General features: G+C 40.8%; 14 protein-coding genes. 8 read left to right on the forward strand and 6 right to left on the reverse strand.

Annotation, left to right across the window (positions count from 1 at the left end):
* Positions 1 to 8: 8 nt before the first annotated feature.
* Both NSQ70_RS07145 and NSQ70_RS07150 read right to left on the reverse strand, forming a co-directional pair.
* Complete coding sequence (locus tag NSQ70_RS07145; RefSeq protein ID WP_203144304.1) at positions 9 to 644, reverse strand: hypothetical protein; 636 nt, start codon at positions 642 to 644, stop codon at positions 9 to 11.
* Between the two features lie 273 nt (positions 645 to 917).
* Positions 918 to 1097, reverse strand: a complete 180-nt coding sequence (locus tag NSQ70_RS07150; protein WP_003211596.1) for a DUF5325 family protein — start codon at positions 1095 to 1097, stop codon at positions 918 to 920.
* 113 nt (positions 1098 to 1210) lie between these two features.
* Here NSQ70_RS07150 and typA point away from each other — a divergent pair, with 113 nt between their 5' ends.
* Positions 1211 to 3049 carry a translational GTPase TypA gene (gene typA / locus NSQ70_RS07155; RefSeq protein WP_008345068.1) on the forward strand — a complete coding sequence of 613 codons (1839 nt, stop codon included), beginning with the start codon at positions 1211 to 1213 and terminating at the stop codon, positions 3047 to 3049.
* A 54-nt stretch (positions 3050 to 3103) separates the two neighbouring features.
* The gene (locus NSQ70_RS07160; protein WP_007499841.1) at positions 3104 to 3427 is read left to right on the forward strand and encodes a YlaH-like family protein; all 324 of its coding nucleotides are present in this window, start codon (positions 3104 to 3106) and stop codon (positions 3425 to 3427) included.
* A 29-nt stretch (positions 3428 to 3456) separates the two neighbouring features.
* Here the strand turns inward: NSQ70_RS07160 and NSQ70_RS07165 are convergent, their stop codons facing one another.
* Positions 3457 to 3687, reverse strand: a complete 231-nt coding sequence (locus tag NSQ70_RS07165; RefSeq protein ID WP_008345063.1) for a YlaI family protein — start codon at positions 3685 to 3687, stop codon at positions 3457 to 3459.
* Between the two features lie 308 nt (positions 3688 to 3995).
* The gene (locus NSQ70_RS07170; protein WP_008345059.1) at positions 3996 to 4613 is read right to left on the reverse strand and encodes a YhcN/YlaJ family sporulation lipoprotein; all 618 of its coding nucleotides are present in this window, start codon (positions 4611 to 4613) and stop codon (positions 3996 to 3998) included.
* 140 nt (positions 4614 to 4753) lie between these two features.
* On the opposite strand from NSQ70_RS07170, the gene NSQ70_RS07175 reads away from it, so the two are divergent.
* Positions 4754 to 6076 (forward strand): PhoH family protein, encoded by a 1323-nt coding sequence (locus NSQ70_RS07175; RefSeq protein WP_039168623.1) that lies wholly within the window; start codon positions 4754 to 4756, stop codon positions 6074 to 6076.
* Positions 6077 to 6091: 15 nt separating this feature from the next.
* Here the strand turns inward: NSQ70_RS07175 and NSQ70_RS07180 are convergent, their stop codons facing one another.
* Complete coding sequence (locus NSQ70_RS07180) at positions 6092 to 6574, reverse strand: peptidyl-prolyl cis-trans isomerase (protein WP_159159603.1); 483 nt, start codon at positions 6572 to 6574, stop codon at positions 6092 to 6094.
* A 120-nt stretch (positions 6575 to 6694) separates the two neighbouring features.
* Here NSQ70_RS07180 and glsA point away from each other — a divergent pair, with 120 nt between their 5' ends.
* The 5 genes from glsA (at position 6695) to NSQ70_RS07205 (ending at position 14710) form a co-directional block, all read left to right on the forward strand.
* Complete coding sequence (gene glsA, locus NSQ70_RS07185; RefSeq protein ID WP_019743436.1) at positions 6695 to 7624, forward strand: glutaminase A; 930 nt, start codon at positions 6695 to 6697, stop codon at positions 7622 to 7624.
* A 122-nt stretch (positions 7625 to 7746) separates the two neighbouring features.
* The gene (locus tag NSQ70_RS07190) at positions 7747 to 8028 is read left to right on the forward strand and encodes a YlaN family protein (protein ID WP_003212509.1); all 282 of its coding nucleotides are present in this window, start codon (positions 7747 to 7749) and stop codon (positions 8026 to 8028) included.
* 210 nt (positions 8029 to 8238) lie between these two features.
* Complete coding sequence (ftsW, locus tag NSQ70_RS07195; RefSeq protein ID WP_326241511.1) at positions 8239 to 9450, forward strand: putative lipid II flippase FtsW; 1212 nt, start codon at positions 8239 to 8241, stop codon at positions 9448 to 9450.
* A 79-nt stretch (positions 9451 to 9529) separates the two neighbouring features.
* Positions 9530 to 12976: a pyruvate carboxylase gene (gene pyc, locus NSQ70_RS07200; protein WP_342502523.1), complete on the forward strand. Its 3447-nt coding sequence runs from the start codon at positions 9530 to 9532 to the stop codon at positions 12974 to 12976.
* A gap of 300 nt (positions 12977 to 13276) precedes the next feature.
* Positions 13277 to 14710: a deoxyribodipyrimidine photo-lyase gene (locus tag NSQ70_RS07205; RefSeq protein ID WP_342502524.1), complete on the forward strand. Its 1434-nt coding sequence runs from the start codon at positions 13277 to 13279 to the stop codon at positions 14708 to 14710.
* A 39-nt stretch (positions 14711 to 14749) separates the two neighbouring features.
* Here the strand turns inward: NSQ70_RS07205 and NSQ70_RS07210 are convergent, their stop codons facing one another.
* Positions 14750 to 15673 carry a heme A synthase gene (locus NSQ70_RS07210; protein ID WP_024720295.1) on the reverse strand — a complete coding sequence of 308 codons (924 nt, stop codon included), beginning with the start codon at positions 15671 to 15673 and terminating at the stop codon, positions 14750 to 14752.
* Between the last annotated feature and the right edge of the window lie 241 nt (positions 15674 to 15914).

A 15914-nucleotide genomic window follows, 5' to 3' on the forward strand; every position in this document is an offset into this window, starting at 1 on the left:
TTTTGAGCTTAGTTCAATTTTTCTTTAGCAATTTGAACTGCATCATAGAATGTTTTTAATTGCTCTTGAGGAATTTTCTTAAGCAATTGGTTGAAAACAAGTAATTCAGTAGAGCTGAATCCAAGACCTTTAGCGATCTTAGAATCAATTACAACGTTTCCTTTTTTGTCTAGAACAAGTGCATCACCAGCAAGATCAGCAATTCTGATCACTGATTTGAAAAGCTTTTCGAATTTAGTTGCTTCTTCTTTAGTAAGACCAAGTTCAACAGCTTTTTCTGCATCAAAAACTAATTTTCCTTTTTCGTTTTTAGTGATGCTTTCACTGAAAACGATTGTAAGAACAGCTGCGCGATCTAAGAATTTCTCAGCAGTCGCCGCTTCTTCTTCAGTCAAACCGAGCTCAACAGCTTTTTTCACATCAAATGTGTAGTTGTTGTCTTCCTCAACAAATGAATTGATGAGAATGTTGATGACACGCTCGTTTTTCTCCAATAATTCTTTAATAATTTGTTGCTGCTCAAAAGGAATCCCTTTGAAAGTTGCAGCACTTGCTTGCCCAGGAGCTACTGTTGTGAAAGTAAAAATGATAGCTAAAGCGAAAAATACAACAGAGCTGAGCGATTTGCTCAAAAACTTCTTCATGCTTCTTTTCTCTCCCTTTTCTGTTAAATTTTGTTGCAAGAACAGCATACCATGAGAAACTTTGTGGAAGAATAGGAAAAATGTAACTTTGTGTTTGATTTTGGAGAACTATAAAAGTTCTTGTCGAAAAATGGAAGAGTTCAGATTGCTTAGATTTGCCAACACTATATGAAATTTTTAGTTGAATCATTAGTGTTACATAGGTGGTTGGTCTTGTTTTTACCCAAAATAAAAGCCTTCTACATGTAAAATGTAAAAGGCTTTTCATAAATTTTATGATTGTACGTTTAATTTTCGTTTTAATGTAAATCCTGTACCCATGAAAATCATGGCGAACACAATACTTAGACAAATACCCAGCACGTTTTTTTCTGCAAGAGTTACCCCAATAAACGCCATACTGACAACCGCAAGTAATGCACATAATAATAGAAGCCATTTGATTTGTTTCATTTGTCTCCATCCCTTTTTTTAGAGTTAATATAAGTTTACAGAAAAACGATCGGCATTTAAAGGGGATTGTGATATAATATGAAAGTTATCTAATTATTTTAGGAGATGAAAATGTGAAACTTCGAAAAGACCTTCGCAACATCGCAATTATTGCCCACGTTGACCATGGTAAAACGACGCTTGTTGACCAATTGCTCCATCAAGCTGGTACTTTCCGTGCGAATGAAAATATCGCTGAGAGAGCCATGGATTCAAATGATTTAGAGCGAGAGCGCGGTATTACGATCTTAGCTAAAAATACTGCGATCCATTATAAAGATACACGCATTAATATTTTAGATACACCAGGACACGCCGATTTCGGTGGTGAAGTTGAGCGTATCATGAAAATGGTAGATGGTGTACTTCTCGTTGTGGATGCATATGAAGGTTGTATGCCTCAAACACGATTCGTGCTAAAAAAAGCACTTGAGCAAAACTTAACACCAATTGTTGTTGTCAATAAAATTGACCGTGACTTTGCTCGTCCAGCTGAAGTAGTCGATGAAGTCATTGACTTGTTCATTGAATTGGATGCAACAGAAGAACAGCTTGAATTCCCAGTTGTGTATGCATCAGCAATCAATGGTACAGCAAGTAACGATGCTAGTAAGCAAGATGAAAACATGGAATCGTTGTTTGAAGCGATTGTCAACCATATCCCATGCCCAGTCGACAACCATGAAGAGCCGCTTCAATTCCAAGTGGCACTACTTGATTACAATGATTATGTTGGAAGAATTGGAATTGGCCGTGTATTTAGAGGAACGATGCAAGTAGGACAGCAAGTTGCTCTAATGAAAGTGGATGGCAGTGTAAAACAATTCCGCGTGACGAAGATTTTTGGTTTCCAAGGGTTAAAACGAGTGGAAATCAATGAAGCGAAAGCTGGAGATCTTGTCGCAGTATCTGGTATGGAAGACATCAACGTAGGTGAAACAGTCTGCCCGGTAGAACACCAAGAGGCATTGCCGATCCTTCGTATCGATGAGCCGACACTTCAAATGACATTTGTTGTGAATAACAGCCCATTTGCAGGACGTGAAGGAAAGTACGTGACATCACGTAAAATTGAAGAGCGTTTAGAACAGCAGCTTCAAACAGACGTAAGTCTTCGTGTAGATCCAACGGATTCACCTGATGCTTGGGTCGTATCAGGACGCGGTGAGCTTCACTTATCCATTCTGATTGAGAATATGAGACGTGAAGGATTTGAACTGCAAGTATCGAAGCCAGAAGTTATTGTAAAAGAAGTAGATGGTGTTCGATGTGAGCCTGTAGAGCGTGTTCAAATTGATGTACCTGAAGAGCATACTGGCTCTGTTATGGAATCAATGGGTGCAAGAAAAGGTGAAATGATTGACATGATCAATAATGGTAACGGTCAAGTTCGCCTGATCTTTACAGTGCCATCACGTGGTTTAATCGGATATACAACTGAATTTCTTTCATTAACTCGTGGTTTTGGTATTTTGAACCATACATTTGACAGCTACCAGCCGATGCAGTCTGGTCAAGTTGGTGGACGCCGTCAAGGTGTACTTGTTTCAATGGAAACAGGTAAAGCAACTGCTTACGGAATCCAAGGCGTTGAAGAGCGCGGTGTGATTTTCGTTGAGCCGGGTGTTGAAGTATACCAAGGAATGATTGTTGGTGAGCATAACCGTGAAAACGATCTTGTTGTCAACGTGAGCCGTATGAAACAGCAAACAAACGTACGTTCAGCGACAAAAGATCAAACGGTTAGTATGAAAAAACCACGTATTATGTCACTTGAGGAATCTCTTGAGTACTTAAATGAAGACGAATACTGTGAGGTTACACCGGAATCGATCCGTTTAAGAAAGAAAATTTTAGATAAAAACGAACGTGAGAAAGCTGCGAAGAAGAAAAAGCTAGCAGGATTATCTTAATTCCATGAAGAATTAAAAAGATAGAACCCTGAAAGATAAGGGGAGGGAATCTTTTTGAATGATCAGGAAGTAAGTGAGAATCTATCCTTTTTCGCGATGCTGTTTCGTGTCGATGAAAATCCGCAAACAGGGATGTGGCTCTTATATGGCACCATCCTTGTTTTAGCGATTATTGTTTTTAAACTCGGATTTGCTAGACGTTTACCGATTTTAAAAGCACTTGTCATTTATTTGTTTTTGATTTTTGGTTGCACGTTTCTCACATTTCTAGGTATCTTCTTGCCAGTCGCAGAAGGCCTGGTTGTGGCAGCTGTCATTTTGATTATTTATAAAATACGACTGCATCGTGCGAAAAAAGAAGGAACAGTAAGTACATAAAAAAGACCTGAACTTGTGTCAGGTCTTTTTTATGTCTTCTGTTCTTTTTTTCCTTTTTTCTTCTTTTTCTCTTTCGTCGCAGGATCTTGATAAAGAGAGAATCTGCCAGTTTTGATGCGTGCCTCTGTCTTTACTTTAATTCTTTCTTGGCAGTCATCGCACATATATGTATGAATCGGTCGATTTCTTAACCGTTTAGCAACAAGTGTATCATCATTAATGGTTTCAAGCTTTTCACATAATGAGCACTTCACTCTCATCATTTTCACCTCACTTTGGTCATGCCTTCATTATAGCATGTTTTTTGAACCACTTAAAATCAGTATAAAAAGGCTTATATCACAAGAGATATAAGCCGCAGCGTGTAGACAAACCCTCGCATTCGGTGTCAGTCCTGCGCTTCGGTGCTCACGAATGTCAAATTCGCTCCGCGCCGATGCTCGTCCTTCCTAGGGCTGCAAAGGTTTTCTATCACGCTGAAAAGAAGACAAAGAGCCAAAATAAAGTTCATTTTAGCCCTTTGTCAACAATCTGATGCTTATATCACAAGAGATATAAGCCGTTCTCTTTATTTCTTCTGATTCATATGATGGTTTGATTGATCATTTTGGTTTTTTTCTAATTGCTTTTGATCTTGTTGTTTGAGCTGATGATTCGGATCATTCGTCGGATCTGTTTCGTTGCGGTCGATTTCATTTCGAGGCATTTCTGGCATAACACGGCCCACAATGGCTGCTAATTCGTCCATAATTCCGCTTACTGGCCTGCCAGCTTGTATTTCTTTGCCCATTTCCTTTAAACGGCTTACTGTATCAGGGTCAGCGACGACAACAGCATTCGCACCTTCTGGGTCATTTTTTAGCGCTTTGGCGACTGAATATTTAATGGTTTCAACTTTGCTTCTATCTAAATCATCTTTTACATCAATGCCGACGACAGCATACTTGCCGATGACGATCGCTGTTGCATCATTTACATCTGCTACATGCTCAGTCACATTCACTAGGTGCTTTGCCACATCTGTTGATGGGCGGGCTTTGTCAGTGTTTTTCTTGGATGAGTCTGATACTCTTACTAAATGCTTGTTTCCGTCTTGATGTTCTTGTGCCAAAGGCTTTTCTTGATGCTGGCAAGCGCCTAATAAAAGAATGGTTTGAACCATGAATAACGTCAAAAATAGTCGCATGTGTATTCCCTCCTTCACAAACTGCATGATTTATTTTATTGTTGAATTAACCTTCTAACTTTATTCATGAAAACATATATTTTAACAATCGTTTTTGGAAAGACAAGGATGAATGAAACCCCGATCAGGAGGCGAAGGACCTGAGTAAAATTTATGTATTAGACACAAATGTGTTATTACAGGATCCGAATTCAATCTTTTCATTTGAAGACAACGAGGTCGTGATTCCGGCCGTAGTGTTAGAAGAAGTAGACTCGAAAAAAAGATATATGGACGAGGTTGGGCAAAATGCACGACGTGTCTCACGTTTAATCGACGGGTTGAGATCGAAAGGGAAACTGCATGAAAAAATTACGCTGGAGTCAAAAGGAACGCTGCGTATTGAGCTGAATCATCGCTCTTTCCATGAACTTCAAGAAATTTTCATCGAAAAAACAAACGATAACCGGATTTTGGCTGTTGCGAAGAATTTGAGCTTAGAGGAAGAAACAAAACCGGATGGCCGGCCTGTTATTTTGGTCAGCAAAGATGTCCTAGTGCGAGTAAAGGCGGATGCCATTGGTCTGCAAGCAGAGGATTTCTTAAGCGATCGAGTGCTACAAAATGAAGACATTGATAACGGCTATCACGAGCTCTATATTCCGACTGAGCAGCTGAATACATTTTATAAGCAAAATCAGTTACCGATAAAAGACGTCACCCAGGCGCCATTAAATCCTCATCAATTTATCATTATGAAGGGAAATGAAGGTGGTTCTGCTTTGGGGATGCTTGATCAAAAAGCAGAGCATGTGAAACGGCTTATTTATGACCAAGAACATATTTGGGGAATTCGCCCAAAAAATGTCCAGCAAACGATGGCGCTTGAGTTACTTTTACGCCGCGATATTCCGCTTGTGACACTTATCGGAAAAGCGGGAACAGGAAAGACACTGCTTGCACTTGCTGCTGGATTAATGCAGACAGAGGACCTCGGCATGTTTAAAAAGCTCATCGTGGCCCGCTCCATTGTTCCTGTCGGTAAGGACTTAGGGTATTTGCCAGGCGAAAAAGAAGAGAAGCTCAGACCGTGGATGCAGCCGATCTATGACAACCTAGAATTTTTATTTAACACAAAAAAACCTGGTGAACTCGATGCGATACTAGCGGGCATCGGTTCAATTCAAGTGGAAGCTTTAACATATATTCGCGGGAGAAGTATCCCAGATCAATTTATCATTATCGATGAGGCGCAAAATTTAACAAAACACGAAGTAAAAACATTATTAACGCGGGTTGGTGAGGGAAGTAAAATTGTGCTCATGGGAGACCCAGAGCAGATTGATCACCCTTATTTAGACAGCTTAAATAATGGGCTCACATATGTCATTGAGCGTTTCAAAGGGCAGCAAATATCTGGACATGTCAAGCTTGTCAAAGGAGAAAGGTCTGGACTTGCACAGCTTGCAGCTGATTTATTATAGTCCAGACCCGTCATCTTATGTAATGATTAACTCTTTGACGCTTTTAATCGGCTGAGTGATGTTGGACTGATCCTCGAAATAAACGTGGATTGGTCCTTCTTCTGTTATAGGCTTTCCATTTTGGCTGAAATGGGCAATGCTATCCATCGCCTTAGAGAGCGGAACAGCAATTGTTTCTGTTTCTGTGACAAATTCACACGTCTCCGCTTGTTCGAGCGGTTCTGCATTTTTTATCATGTCGCCAAGTTTCATCCCGAAGCTGCCTGTGACAAGCCTTTCTTTTTCGTACTTTTTCTCTGTTTTTAATGTGGGTGGAAGTGTTTGACCTTCTCTTATGACCCGCTCTTGATCGAGTTCCTGATCTAGCTGCTGCTCTTCGTTTGCTGCACTTTTCTCAAAAAATGAATCCATTAAAAATTTACGGTCATCAAAAATCCATACACTCGGATCAATGGTGATCTTGTATTGTACGTTCCCCTTGATTTGAATAATACTCATGTTCAAGACAACCCCTTTCCAACATAAATTATAGAAGTTTTCGCCCGCTTTGTCACTTTCATAAACATGCACCTCCTTGTACACACTACGATTAGACGAAAAATAGGGAGGATTTTGGGCATGGCATGTCGTGACAATGAAGAGCTTCAGCGATTTGTAGAAGAGGCAAAAAAGGTGGCCAAAAATGGAAAGGTAGCATCCTATATTCCGGCACTCGGTAAAGCGGATCAATCGGATTTATCTGTCGCTGTTTATCATGTGAGTAATACGTGCCACTCAGCGGGAGATGTTGATAAACGATTCACCCTGCAAAGTATTTCAAAAGTGTTAGCACTAGCGCTCGTGCTCTCAGAAGAAGGACCGAAAAAAGTGTTTCAATATGTTGGACAAGAACCGACTGGCGACCCGTTTAATTCGATGATTAAACTAGAGACTGCAAGCCCCAATAAGCCGCTTAACCCAATGATTAATGCAGGAGCGCTTGCCGTTACAAGTTTAATAAGAGGGGCAACGCCGCAAGATCAGTTGAACCGTCTGCTTGGTTTTATTAGAGAGCTTGCCAATGACACCACCATTACATATTGCAAAGAAACCGCTGCATCCGAATTTGAAACATCAATGATTAACCGCGCAATGTGCTATTATATGAAGCAATATCATATCATTAAAGGGAATGTAGAAGAGGTGATGGATGTCTATACGAAGCAGTGCGCCGTCATGATGAATAGCCTGGATTTGGCGAAGATCGCGTGTGTTTTTTCATTAGATGGCAGGCATCCAGAGACAGGAAAGCAAATCCTTTCGAAAGATGTTGCTAGAATTTGTAAAACGTTTATGGTCACATGCGGTATGTACAATGCGAGCGGGGAATTTGCAATCAATATCGGAATCCCTGCTAAAAGTGGTGTTTCAGGCGGAATTATGGGGGCGGCGCCATACGACTTTGGGATAGGTATATTTGGGCCTGCTTTGGATGAAAAAGGGAATAGTATTGCGGGTATTAAGCTGCTTGAACTCATGAGTGAAAAATATGAGATGAGTATCTTTTAATGACGAATGGCTTCTTTTTATTTTTACAGAGCGAACTGTACAAATCTGCTTGCAATTTTGGGCGTTTCGCTTTATGATAAATAGAAGAATTAGGTACTCGCCTGGGGAACGGAGGGATACTTTTGGCGTCAGAAATTTTAGTCGATCATCGGCAAAAAGCACTGGCTTTATTAAAATTGGATGCAGATAAAATTTTAAAATTGATCCAAGTGCAAATGGACAACTTAACGATGCCGCAATGTCCTCTTTATGAAGAGGTTTTAGATACTCAAATGTTCGGATTATCGAGAGAAATTGATTTCGCTGTCCGGCTTGGATTAGTTGATCAACATGAAGGCAAAAAACTACTCGATAAACTTGAGAGAGAACTGTCCGCACTTCATGATGCGTTCACAAAAAAATAATGATTGAAAACTCAAACTTCTACAACATAAGTTTGAGTTTTTTTGTCCGCCTTTTTATTTTGATTGATGCCAAACGGACTTGATTGTCTCATGAAAGACGAACAATATAAAGAGGTAAAACGGGATCAAACGGAGAAAATGTAGTAGAATAAGAACAGCTAAGAGAAGAGAATATCAAGCAGTAGAAATAGACGTTAGGAAGAGGATTATATGTTAAAGAGAATGCTAAAATCGTATGACTACTCATTATTGTTCGCCATTATATTAATTAGCGCATTCGGCTTGGTGATGGTGTATAGCTCAAGTATGATTACATCTGTGATCAGATATGATGCTGCGCCAGATAATTTTTTCAAGAAACAGCTTTTATTTATGATTGTCGGGGCGGTCATCTTGATTTTTACAGCCCTCATTCCGTATCAGCTGCTCTTAAATAAAAGATTCCAAATTGTGATGCTTTTGCTATCTGTGTTTTCTCTCATTTATGTGTACTTTGGCGGTCACATTGCAGGGAATGCTAGAAGCTGGATCAAATTTGGGCCTTTTAGTCTTCAGCCAGCGGAATTCGTGAAGATCGTTGTCATCATTTATCTTGCTGCTGTCTATGCAAAGAAGCAGCATTATATTGACCATATTTTAAGAGGGGTTACACCTCCAATTGTGGTTGTCTCCATCCTATGCGGATTTATTATTTTGCAGCCAGACTATGGGACAGCTTTTATCATTGGTATGATTGCCCTTGCGATGATTTTATGCTCAGGGTTTAGCGGTAAAACGCTGGCCAAGCTGCTCGCTTTATTTAGTGCGGTGATGGTTGTTGTGACACCGTTTATTATTCTTTTTTGGGATAAAATTTTCACGCAGAATCGTCTTGGACGTTTTGAGAGTTTCCAAGATCCATTTAAAGACGCAGGCGCTTCTGGGCATCAATTGATTAATTCATATTATGCGATTGGGTCAGGCGGCTTTTTTGGGCTTGGTCTTGGAGAGAGTGTACAAAAGTATGGATACCTTCCAGAACCGCATACAGATTTTATCATGGCAATTATCTCGGAAGAGCTTGGTTTTTTCGGTGTATTTTTTGTCCTTGCTCTCCTTGGCTTTATTGTCGTGAAAGGTTTTTATATTGCGAGAAAGTGTGAAGATCCGTTTGGAAGTTTGCTTGCAATAGGAATTTCTTCAATGATTGCCATCCAAACGTGTATTAATTTGGGCGGTGTTTCAGGTCTCATTCCGATTACTGGGGTCACACTTCCGTTTATCAGCTACGGGGGATCCTCTATCATTTTACTGAGTGGATGTATGGGAATATTGCTGAATATCAGCATGTTCACTGAATATAAAGAGCGTTATAAAAAGAAAAAATCAATCAGCAAACCATCGCTTCAAAAAAATGGATTGCAGAAAACTTTGAATCTTTAGAAAACAAAAGTGTACAGTTTTCATTTCTTCCTTTATTATAGAGTACATATAAAATTTTAAGGGATATGGAGGAGTGAGAATGTCACAGAGAACAATTCAAAAGGTTCTAGTTGCAAACAGAGGGGAAATCGCTATCAGAGTCTTTAGGGCCTGTACGGAGCTCAACTTACGTACAGTGGCCATTTACTCCAAAGAAGACTCGGGCTCTTATCATCGCTATAAAGCCGATGAAGCATATCTAGTTGGAGAAGGGAAAAAGCCGATTGATGCCTACCTTGATATTGAGGGGATCATCGAAATTGCAAAACGAAATGACGTGGATGCGATTCATCCAGGATACGGATTTTTATCTGAAAACATTCATTTTGCAAGACGATGCGAAGAGGAAGGCATCCAATTCATCGGCCCAACTTCTCAACATTTAGATATGTTTGGAGATAAAGTAAAAGCGAGAGATGAAGCGAAAAAAGCTGGGATTCCAGTCATTCCAGGAAGTGACGGGCCAGTTGATTCGGTCAAAGAAGTCGAAAAATTCGGTGAAGAATACGGTTACCCGTTTATTATTAAAGCTTCACTTGGAGGCGGCGGCCGAGGTATGCGGATTGTCAGATCAAAAGAGGAGCTGAGCGAAGCCTATGACCGTGCAAAGTCAGAGGCGAAAGCGGCTTTTGGAAATGACGAAGTATACGTTGAAAAGCTGATTGAAAATCCGAAACATATTGAAGTGCAGGTGATTGGAGACAATCACGGCAATATCATTCATTTATACGAGCGTGACTGCTCTGTTCAAAGGCGTCATCAAAAAGTCATTGAGGTTGCACCAAGTGTGTCCCTTTCAGATCAATTGCGTGAAGACATCTGTGAAGCGGCTGTTCAGCTGGCCCAGAATGTATCGTATATCAATGCAGGGACTGTAGAATTCCTAGTGGCAAATGGCGAGTTTTATTTTATTGAAGTCAATCCTAGGGTCCAGGTGGAACACACGATCACAGAAATGATCACAGGTGTCGATATCGTCCAAACCCAAATTCTTGTCGCAAAAGGACATGACCTCCACAGCAGAGAAGTCGGGATACCAAAACAAGAAGATATCTTTACACATGGATTTGCCATTCAATCAAGGGTCACAACAGAAGATCCTTTGAATGATTTTATGCCAGATACAGGAAAAATCATGGCTTACCGTTCAGGCGGTGGTTTTGGTGTACGTCTTGATACAGGGAACAGCTTCCAAGGTGCGGTGATTACACCTTATTACGATTCACTGTTGGTCAAGCTGTCAACTTGGGCACTTACATTTGATCAAGCTGCGGCTAAAATGGTCCGAAATTTACAAGAATTCAGGATTCGCGGCATTAAAACAAATATCCCGTTTCTTGAAAACGTCGCAAAGCACGAGAAGTTTCTAAGAGGGGAATATGATACATCGTTTATTGATTCAACACCTGAGCTATTTAACTTCCCTAAGCAAAAAGACCGCGGAACGAAAATGCTTACTTATATTGGTAACGTTACCATTAATGGGTTCCCTGGTATTTCGGAAAATAAGAAGCCTCATTTTGATCAACCAAATGTGCCGAAACTTGCTGTCCATGAAACGATTCCTTCTGGAACAAAACAATTGTTAGACAAGCATGGACCTGAGGGACTCGCCAATTGGGTGAAAGAACAAAGCGGTGTACTCTTAACGGATACAACCTTTAGAGACGCACATCAATCCCTGCTTGCAACACGCTTTAGAACGCACGACTTAAAGAAAGTTGCGCAGCCAACAGCAGGCTTATGGCCAGAGTTATTCAGTATGGAAATGTGGGGCGGTGCTACATTTGATGTGGCATATCGTTTCTTGAAAGAAGATCCTTGGGAAAGATTGAAAGAGCTTCGTCAAGAAGTGCCAAACACTTTGTTCCAAATGCTATTAAGATCATCAAACGCTGTCGGATATACAAACTATGCGGATAATGTGATTAAAGCATTTGTAAAGGAATCGGCAGAGGCAGGCATTGACGTTTTCCGTATTTTCGACAGTCTAAACTGGGTCAAAGGTATGACGCTTGCCATTGATTCTGTTCGTGAATCCGGCAAAGTGGCAGAGGCAGCGATTTGTTATACAGGTGATATTCTTGATCCATCACGTCCGAAATATGATTTGAAATATTATGTCTCTCTTGCGAAGGAGCTTGAATCCGCAGGCGCTCATATTTTAGGCATTAAAGATATGGCGGGATTATTAAAACCGCAAGCGGCTTATGAGCTTGTATCGGCTCTAAAAGACGAGCTCACGATTCCAATCCATCTTCATACACACGATACGAGTGGAAATGGACTCTTCACCTATGCAAGAGCGATTGATGCAGGTGTTGATATTGTTGATGTTGCAGTCAGCTCTATGGCGGGGCTCACATCACAACCAAGTGCGAGCTCATTATATTATGCTTTAGACGGACATGAAAGAAAGCCAGAAATGAATGTTCAAGCGGTTGAACGTCTTTCTCAATATTGGGATTCCGTCAGAAAATATTACCATGAGTTTGAAAGCGGAATGAATTCACCGCATACAGAAATTTATGAGCATGAAATGCCTGGCGGTCAGTATAGTAACCTGCAGCAGCAGGCGAAAGGTGTCGGCCTTGGCGAACGCTGGAATGAAGTAAAAGAAATGTACAGACGTGTAAATGACATGTTTGGTGATATCGTGAAGGTAACACCGTCTTCTAAAGTGGTCGGAGATATGGCACTTTATATGGTGCAAAACGATCTGACAGAAGAGGATGTCTATGAAAAAGGAGCAACACTGGATTTCCCAGATTCGGTTGTTGAATTGTTTAAAGGCTATTTAGGACAGCCTCATGGCGGATTCCCAGAAAAATTGCAAAAGCTGATTTTAAAAGGGGAGGAGCCGCTTACTGTCAGACCGGGTGAGAAACTGAAGCCTGTGGACTTTGAAGAAATCAAAAAGCAGTTCAAAGAATCACATGATCTGACGTTGACAGAACAAGATGCCATTGCATATGCTTTATACCCGAAAGTCTTTTCTGAATTTGTTCAAACAGCAGAAAGCTATGGAGACATCTCTGTTCTTGACACACCAACCTTCTTCTACGGGATGAGACTTGGTGAAGAAATTGAGGTAGAAATTGAAAAAGGGAAAACCCTCATTGTCAAACTCGTGTCCATTGGAGAACCGAATCCGGACGCTACAAGAGTGCTTTACTTTGAACTGAATGGACAGCCGCGTGAAGTGGTCATTAAGGATGAAAGCATCAAATCCTCCGTTCAAGAAAAAATGAAGGCAGATCGCTCAAATCCAAATCACATTGCGGCATCGATGCCAGGCACTGTGATCAAAGTACTTGTTGAAAAAGGACAGAAAATTTCTCAAGGTGAGCATTTGATGATCAATGAAGCGATGAAAATGGAAACGACGGTACAAGCACCGTTCTCGGCAGTCGTGGATGAAATTCATGTCACGAATGGAGAAGGGATTCAAACTGGAGATCTGTTGATTGTCTTAAAGCCTGAATAATGAGTGAGACACATCCACTGCGATGTGTCTCAGCGTATAGACAAACCCTTGCATTCTTTGTCAGTCCTGCGTGCTGGTGCTCACGAATGTCAAATTCGCTCCGCTCCAGTACTCGTTCTTCCTAGACTTCAAGGGCTTTCTATCACGCTGAAAAGAAGACAAAGGGCTAAAATAAAGAGCATTTTAGCCCTTTGTCAACAATCCAAGACACATCTACTGCGATGTGTCTTTTTGTTGAGCACATTAAAATGTGCAGCCGCCCGCTAGAGTGATTACACTATAGAATGAGGTGAAGAAAGAGTGGAAATTGTCGTGATTTGGTTTCGCCGAGATATGCGATTGGATGATCATATCGCCTTATCAAAAGCGATTACATATGCAAAAAAACATCAGTACCGATTATTTGCTTTTTATCATCTAGATCCGTTTTTTACAGAAATGGAACTGGATTTGAACAACGAACATTTCTTTCAAAACTTGGCCAATTTCGTCAAGGAAGCGAGAGAATCTCACATGTATGTTCATCTCATTCATGATGATATTTTGTCCGCTTTTCAAAAGCTCATGGATGCTTATGACATCAATGCGGTCTTTTTTAATGAGGACGAAGTAGGAAATGGTCGAACACGTGATGAGCAAGTGACCCGTTTCTTAGAAGAAAAGGGCATTCATGTGTCAAAGTGGCAAGATACGCATCTGCATGGGGCGAGAGATATTTTAAAAGCGGATGGTTCTCATTATCAAGTGTTTACTCCATACTACCAAGCGTGGCGGAAGCAGGAGAAGCAGTCTGTGATAAAAGTTGACAAATCATTTCTGAGCAGTGAGCATACGATTTGTGATGAGTCACTTTCTGAAAAGGGAGATGCGAAACTAAGGGACATCATCAAGAAATGTACAAGGAAATTCGATCAGATTGGATCAGACAAAGCGATGAGCACGCTAGGCGGCTTTATTCAAGAAAGATTGACGCATTATCATGAGAAACGAGATATTCCGTCTGTTTTTGGGACGAGCAAGCTGTCTCGGTTCTTAAAAACCGGGACCATTTCTATTCGCACAATCTTTCATGCGGTCAATGAGGAAGAACTTTTTGAAGATGAGGGCAAGGAAACATTTATGAAAGAGCTGGCGTGGCGTGATTTTTATCATATGATCTTTGCGCATTATCCAGAGATGAAAGAAAAAGAAATCAACGCCTCCTTTCAACATATAAAATGGAATGATGATGAGAGACTTTTTGAAGCTTGGTGTAAAGGACAAACAGGCTTCCCGCTCGTTGACGCTGGGATGAGACAGTTAAATGAAGAAGGCTGGATGCATAACCGTTTGAGAATGGTGACGGCTTCATTCCTGACAAAAGATTACTTCATCGATTGGAGAATGGGCGAAGCGTATTTTGCGAGAAAACTTGTCGACTATGATGAGGCTTCGAATATTGGAGGATTTCAGTGGGCAGCCTCTGTCGGAACGGATGCTGTTCCTTACTTCCGTATTTTTAACCCAACGACCCAGTCGAAACGATTTGACCCAAGCGGAGAATATATTAGAAGGTATGTACCAGAACTAAAGCATGTGAATGAAAAATGGATTCATGAACCGAGTAAAATGCCGATAGATGAGCAAATGAAATCGGGATGTGTGCTGGGGGATACATATCCTCTGCCTACAGTCGATCATCAAGAAAGACGAAAAAAGGCCATTTCGCTATTCGAAGAAGCGAAACAAACATAAAAGAAATCCCCCTTTTCGGATGAAAGGGGGATTGTATGTTTATCTGAAAGGCTCTCTATTTTCATATTTAAACCGGGCAATGAGTAAGCAGAAGTAGCATAGTACCCCAAACAAACAAGAAATAAAGAATGAATGAGCAAGCGCATAACCGAGTGCGAGCTGAGAATAAACAGACATGACACCAGAGATCGCTTGAAGTGTAATCAGAATGGCTGAAATGATCCATCCATAATACAGCTGCTTTTGTTCTTTATAATGTTTAAGGGCATGGAACATCGCAACAAATATCCAAACGAATAAAAGAAGGGCTGCTGCTCGGTGAGACATTTGAACCCATTGATTAAAATACGCTGGAAGTGCGCCGTCTTTTGAACAAAATGGGAAGACAGAGCATGCAAGACTTGATTTTGTATGTCTCACATAGGCGCCCGTATACACCACAATATACGTATATGTGATCAACCCATAAATATGGAACTGCATTCTTTTGCCGATATGAAGCGGCTTCACAAGCTTTGTTTCAGATCTGGTGGCTTCAAACACAAGCAGTGCCAGCAGTAAAACGGAAGCAAAAGAAATCAGTGAAATACCGAAGTGCAGTGCCATGACAAGTGCGTTAGAACCAAACACAACGGCGAGTGCCCCTAACAGCGCTTGAAGCAGTAAGAATATAATGGACATGATGACCAAAAATTTGGTTTCACGGAATACTGGACTGATTTTTTTCCAGCATAAGACCGCCAGTGCCAATACAAGAATGGTGGAAACTCCTGTTGACATGCGGTGGCTCCATTCGATAATGGAAGCAGGGTTCATTTCTGGAAAGAAACGACCGTGGCAAAGGGGCCATTGTCTGCCGCAGCCAAGACCGGAGCCAGTTTTCGTCACAAGCGCACCGCCAATCAGAACGATCAGCATCACAAATGTTGTGACAACGCTCAATAACCTTAAAGCAAATTTCATCAAATGATTTCACCTTCTCTAAATAACTTCTGATCTAAATGAAAACCTCACATGCTCTCAAGTTTAAGCCAAATGCGTGTTCTGTTGCAATTCATAATGACCAAAGTTCACAAAAAAATGATATGTTAGTTCACAAAGTTTACAGATTTAGAGTGCTTGATCTTTCTTTGACAGTCTGATAGAAATAGAGGAGAGAATATTTCATTTTGCACCGCCTTCTGAAACGCACATCCTAATAAAT

Origin of the sequence: Bacillus sp. FSL R5-0397, from assembly GCF_038593395.1 — a bacterium.
Classification (GTDB): Bacteria; Bacillota; Bacilli; order Bacillales; family Bacillaceae; genus Bacillus; species Bacillus altitudinis.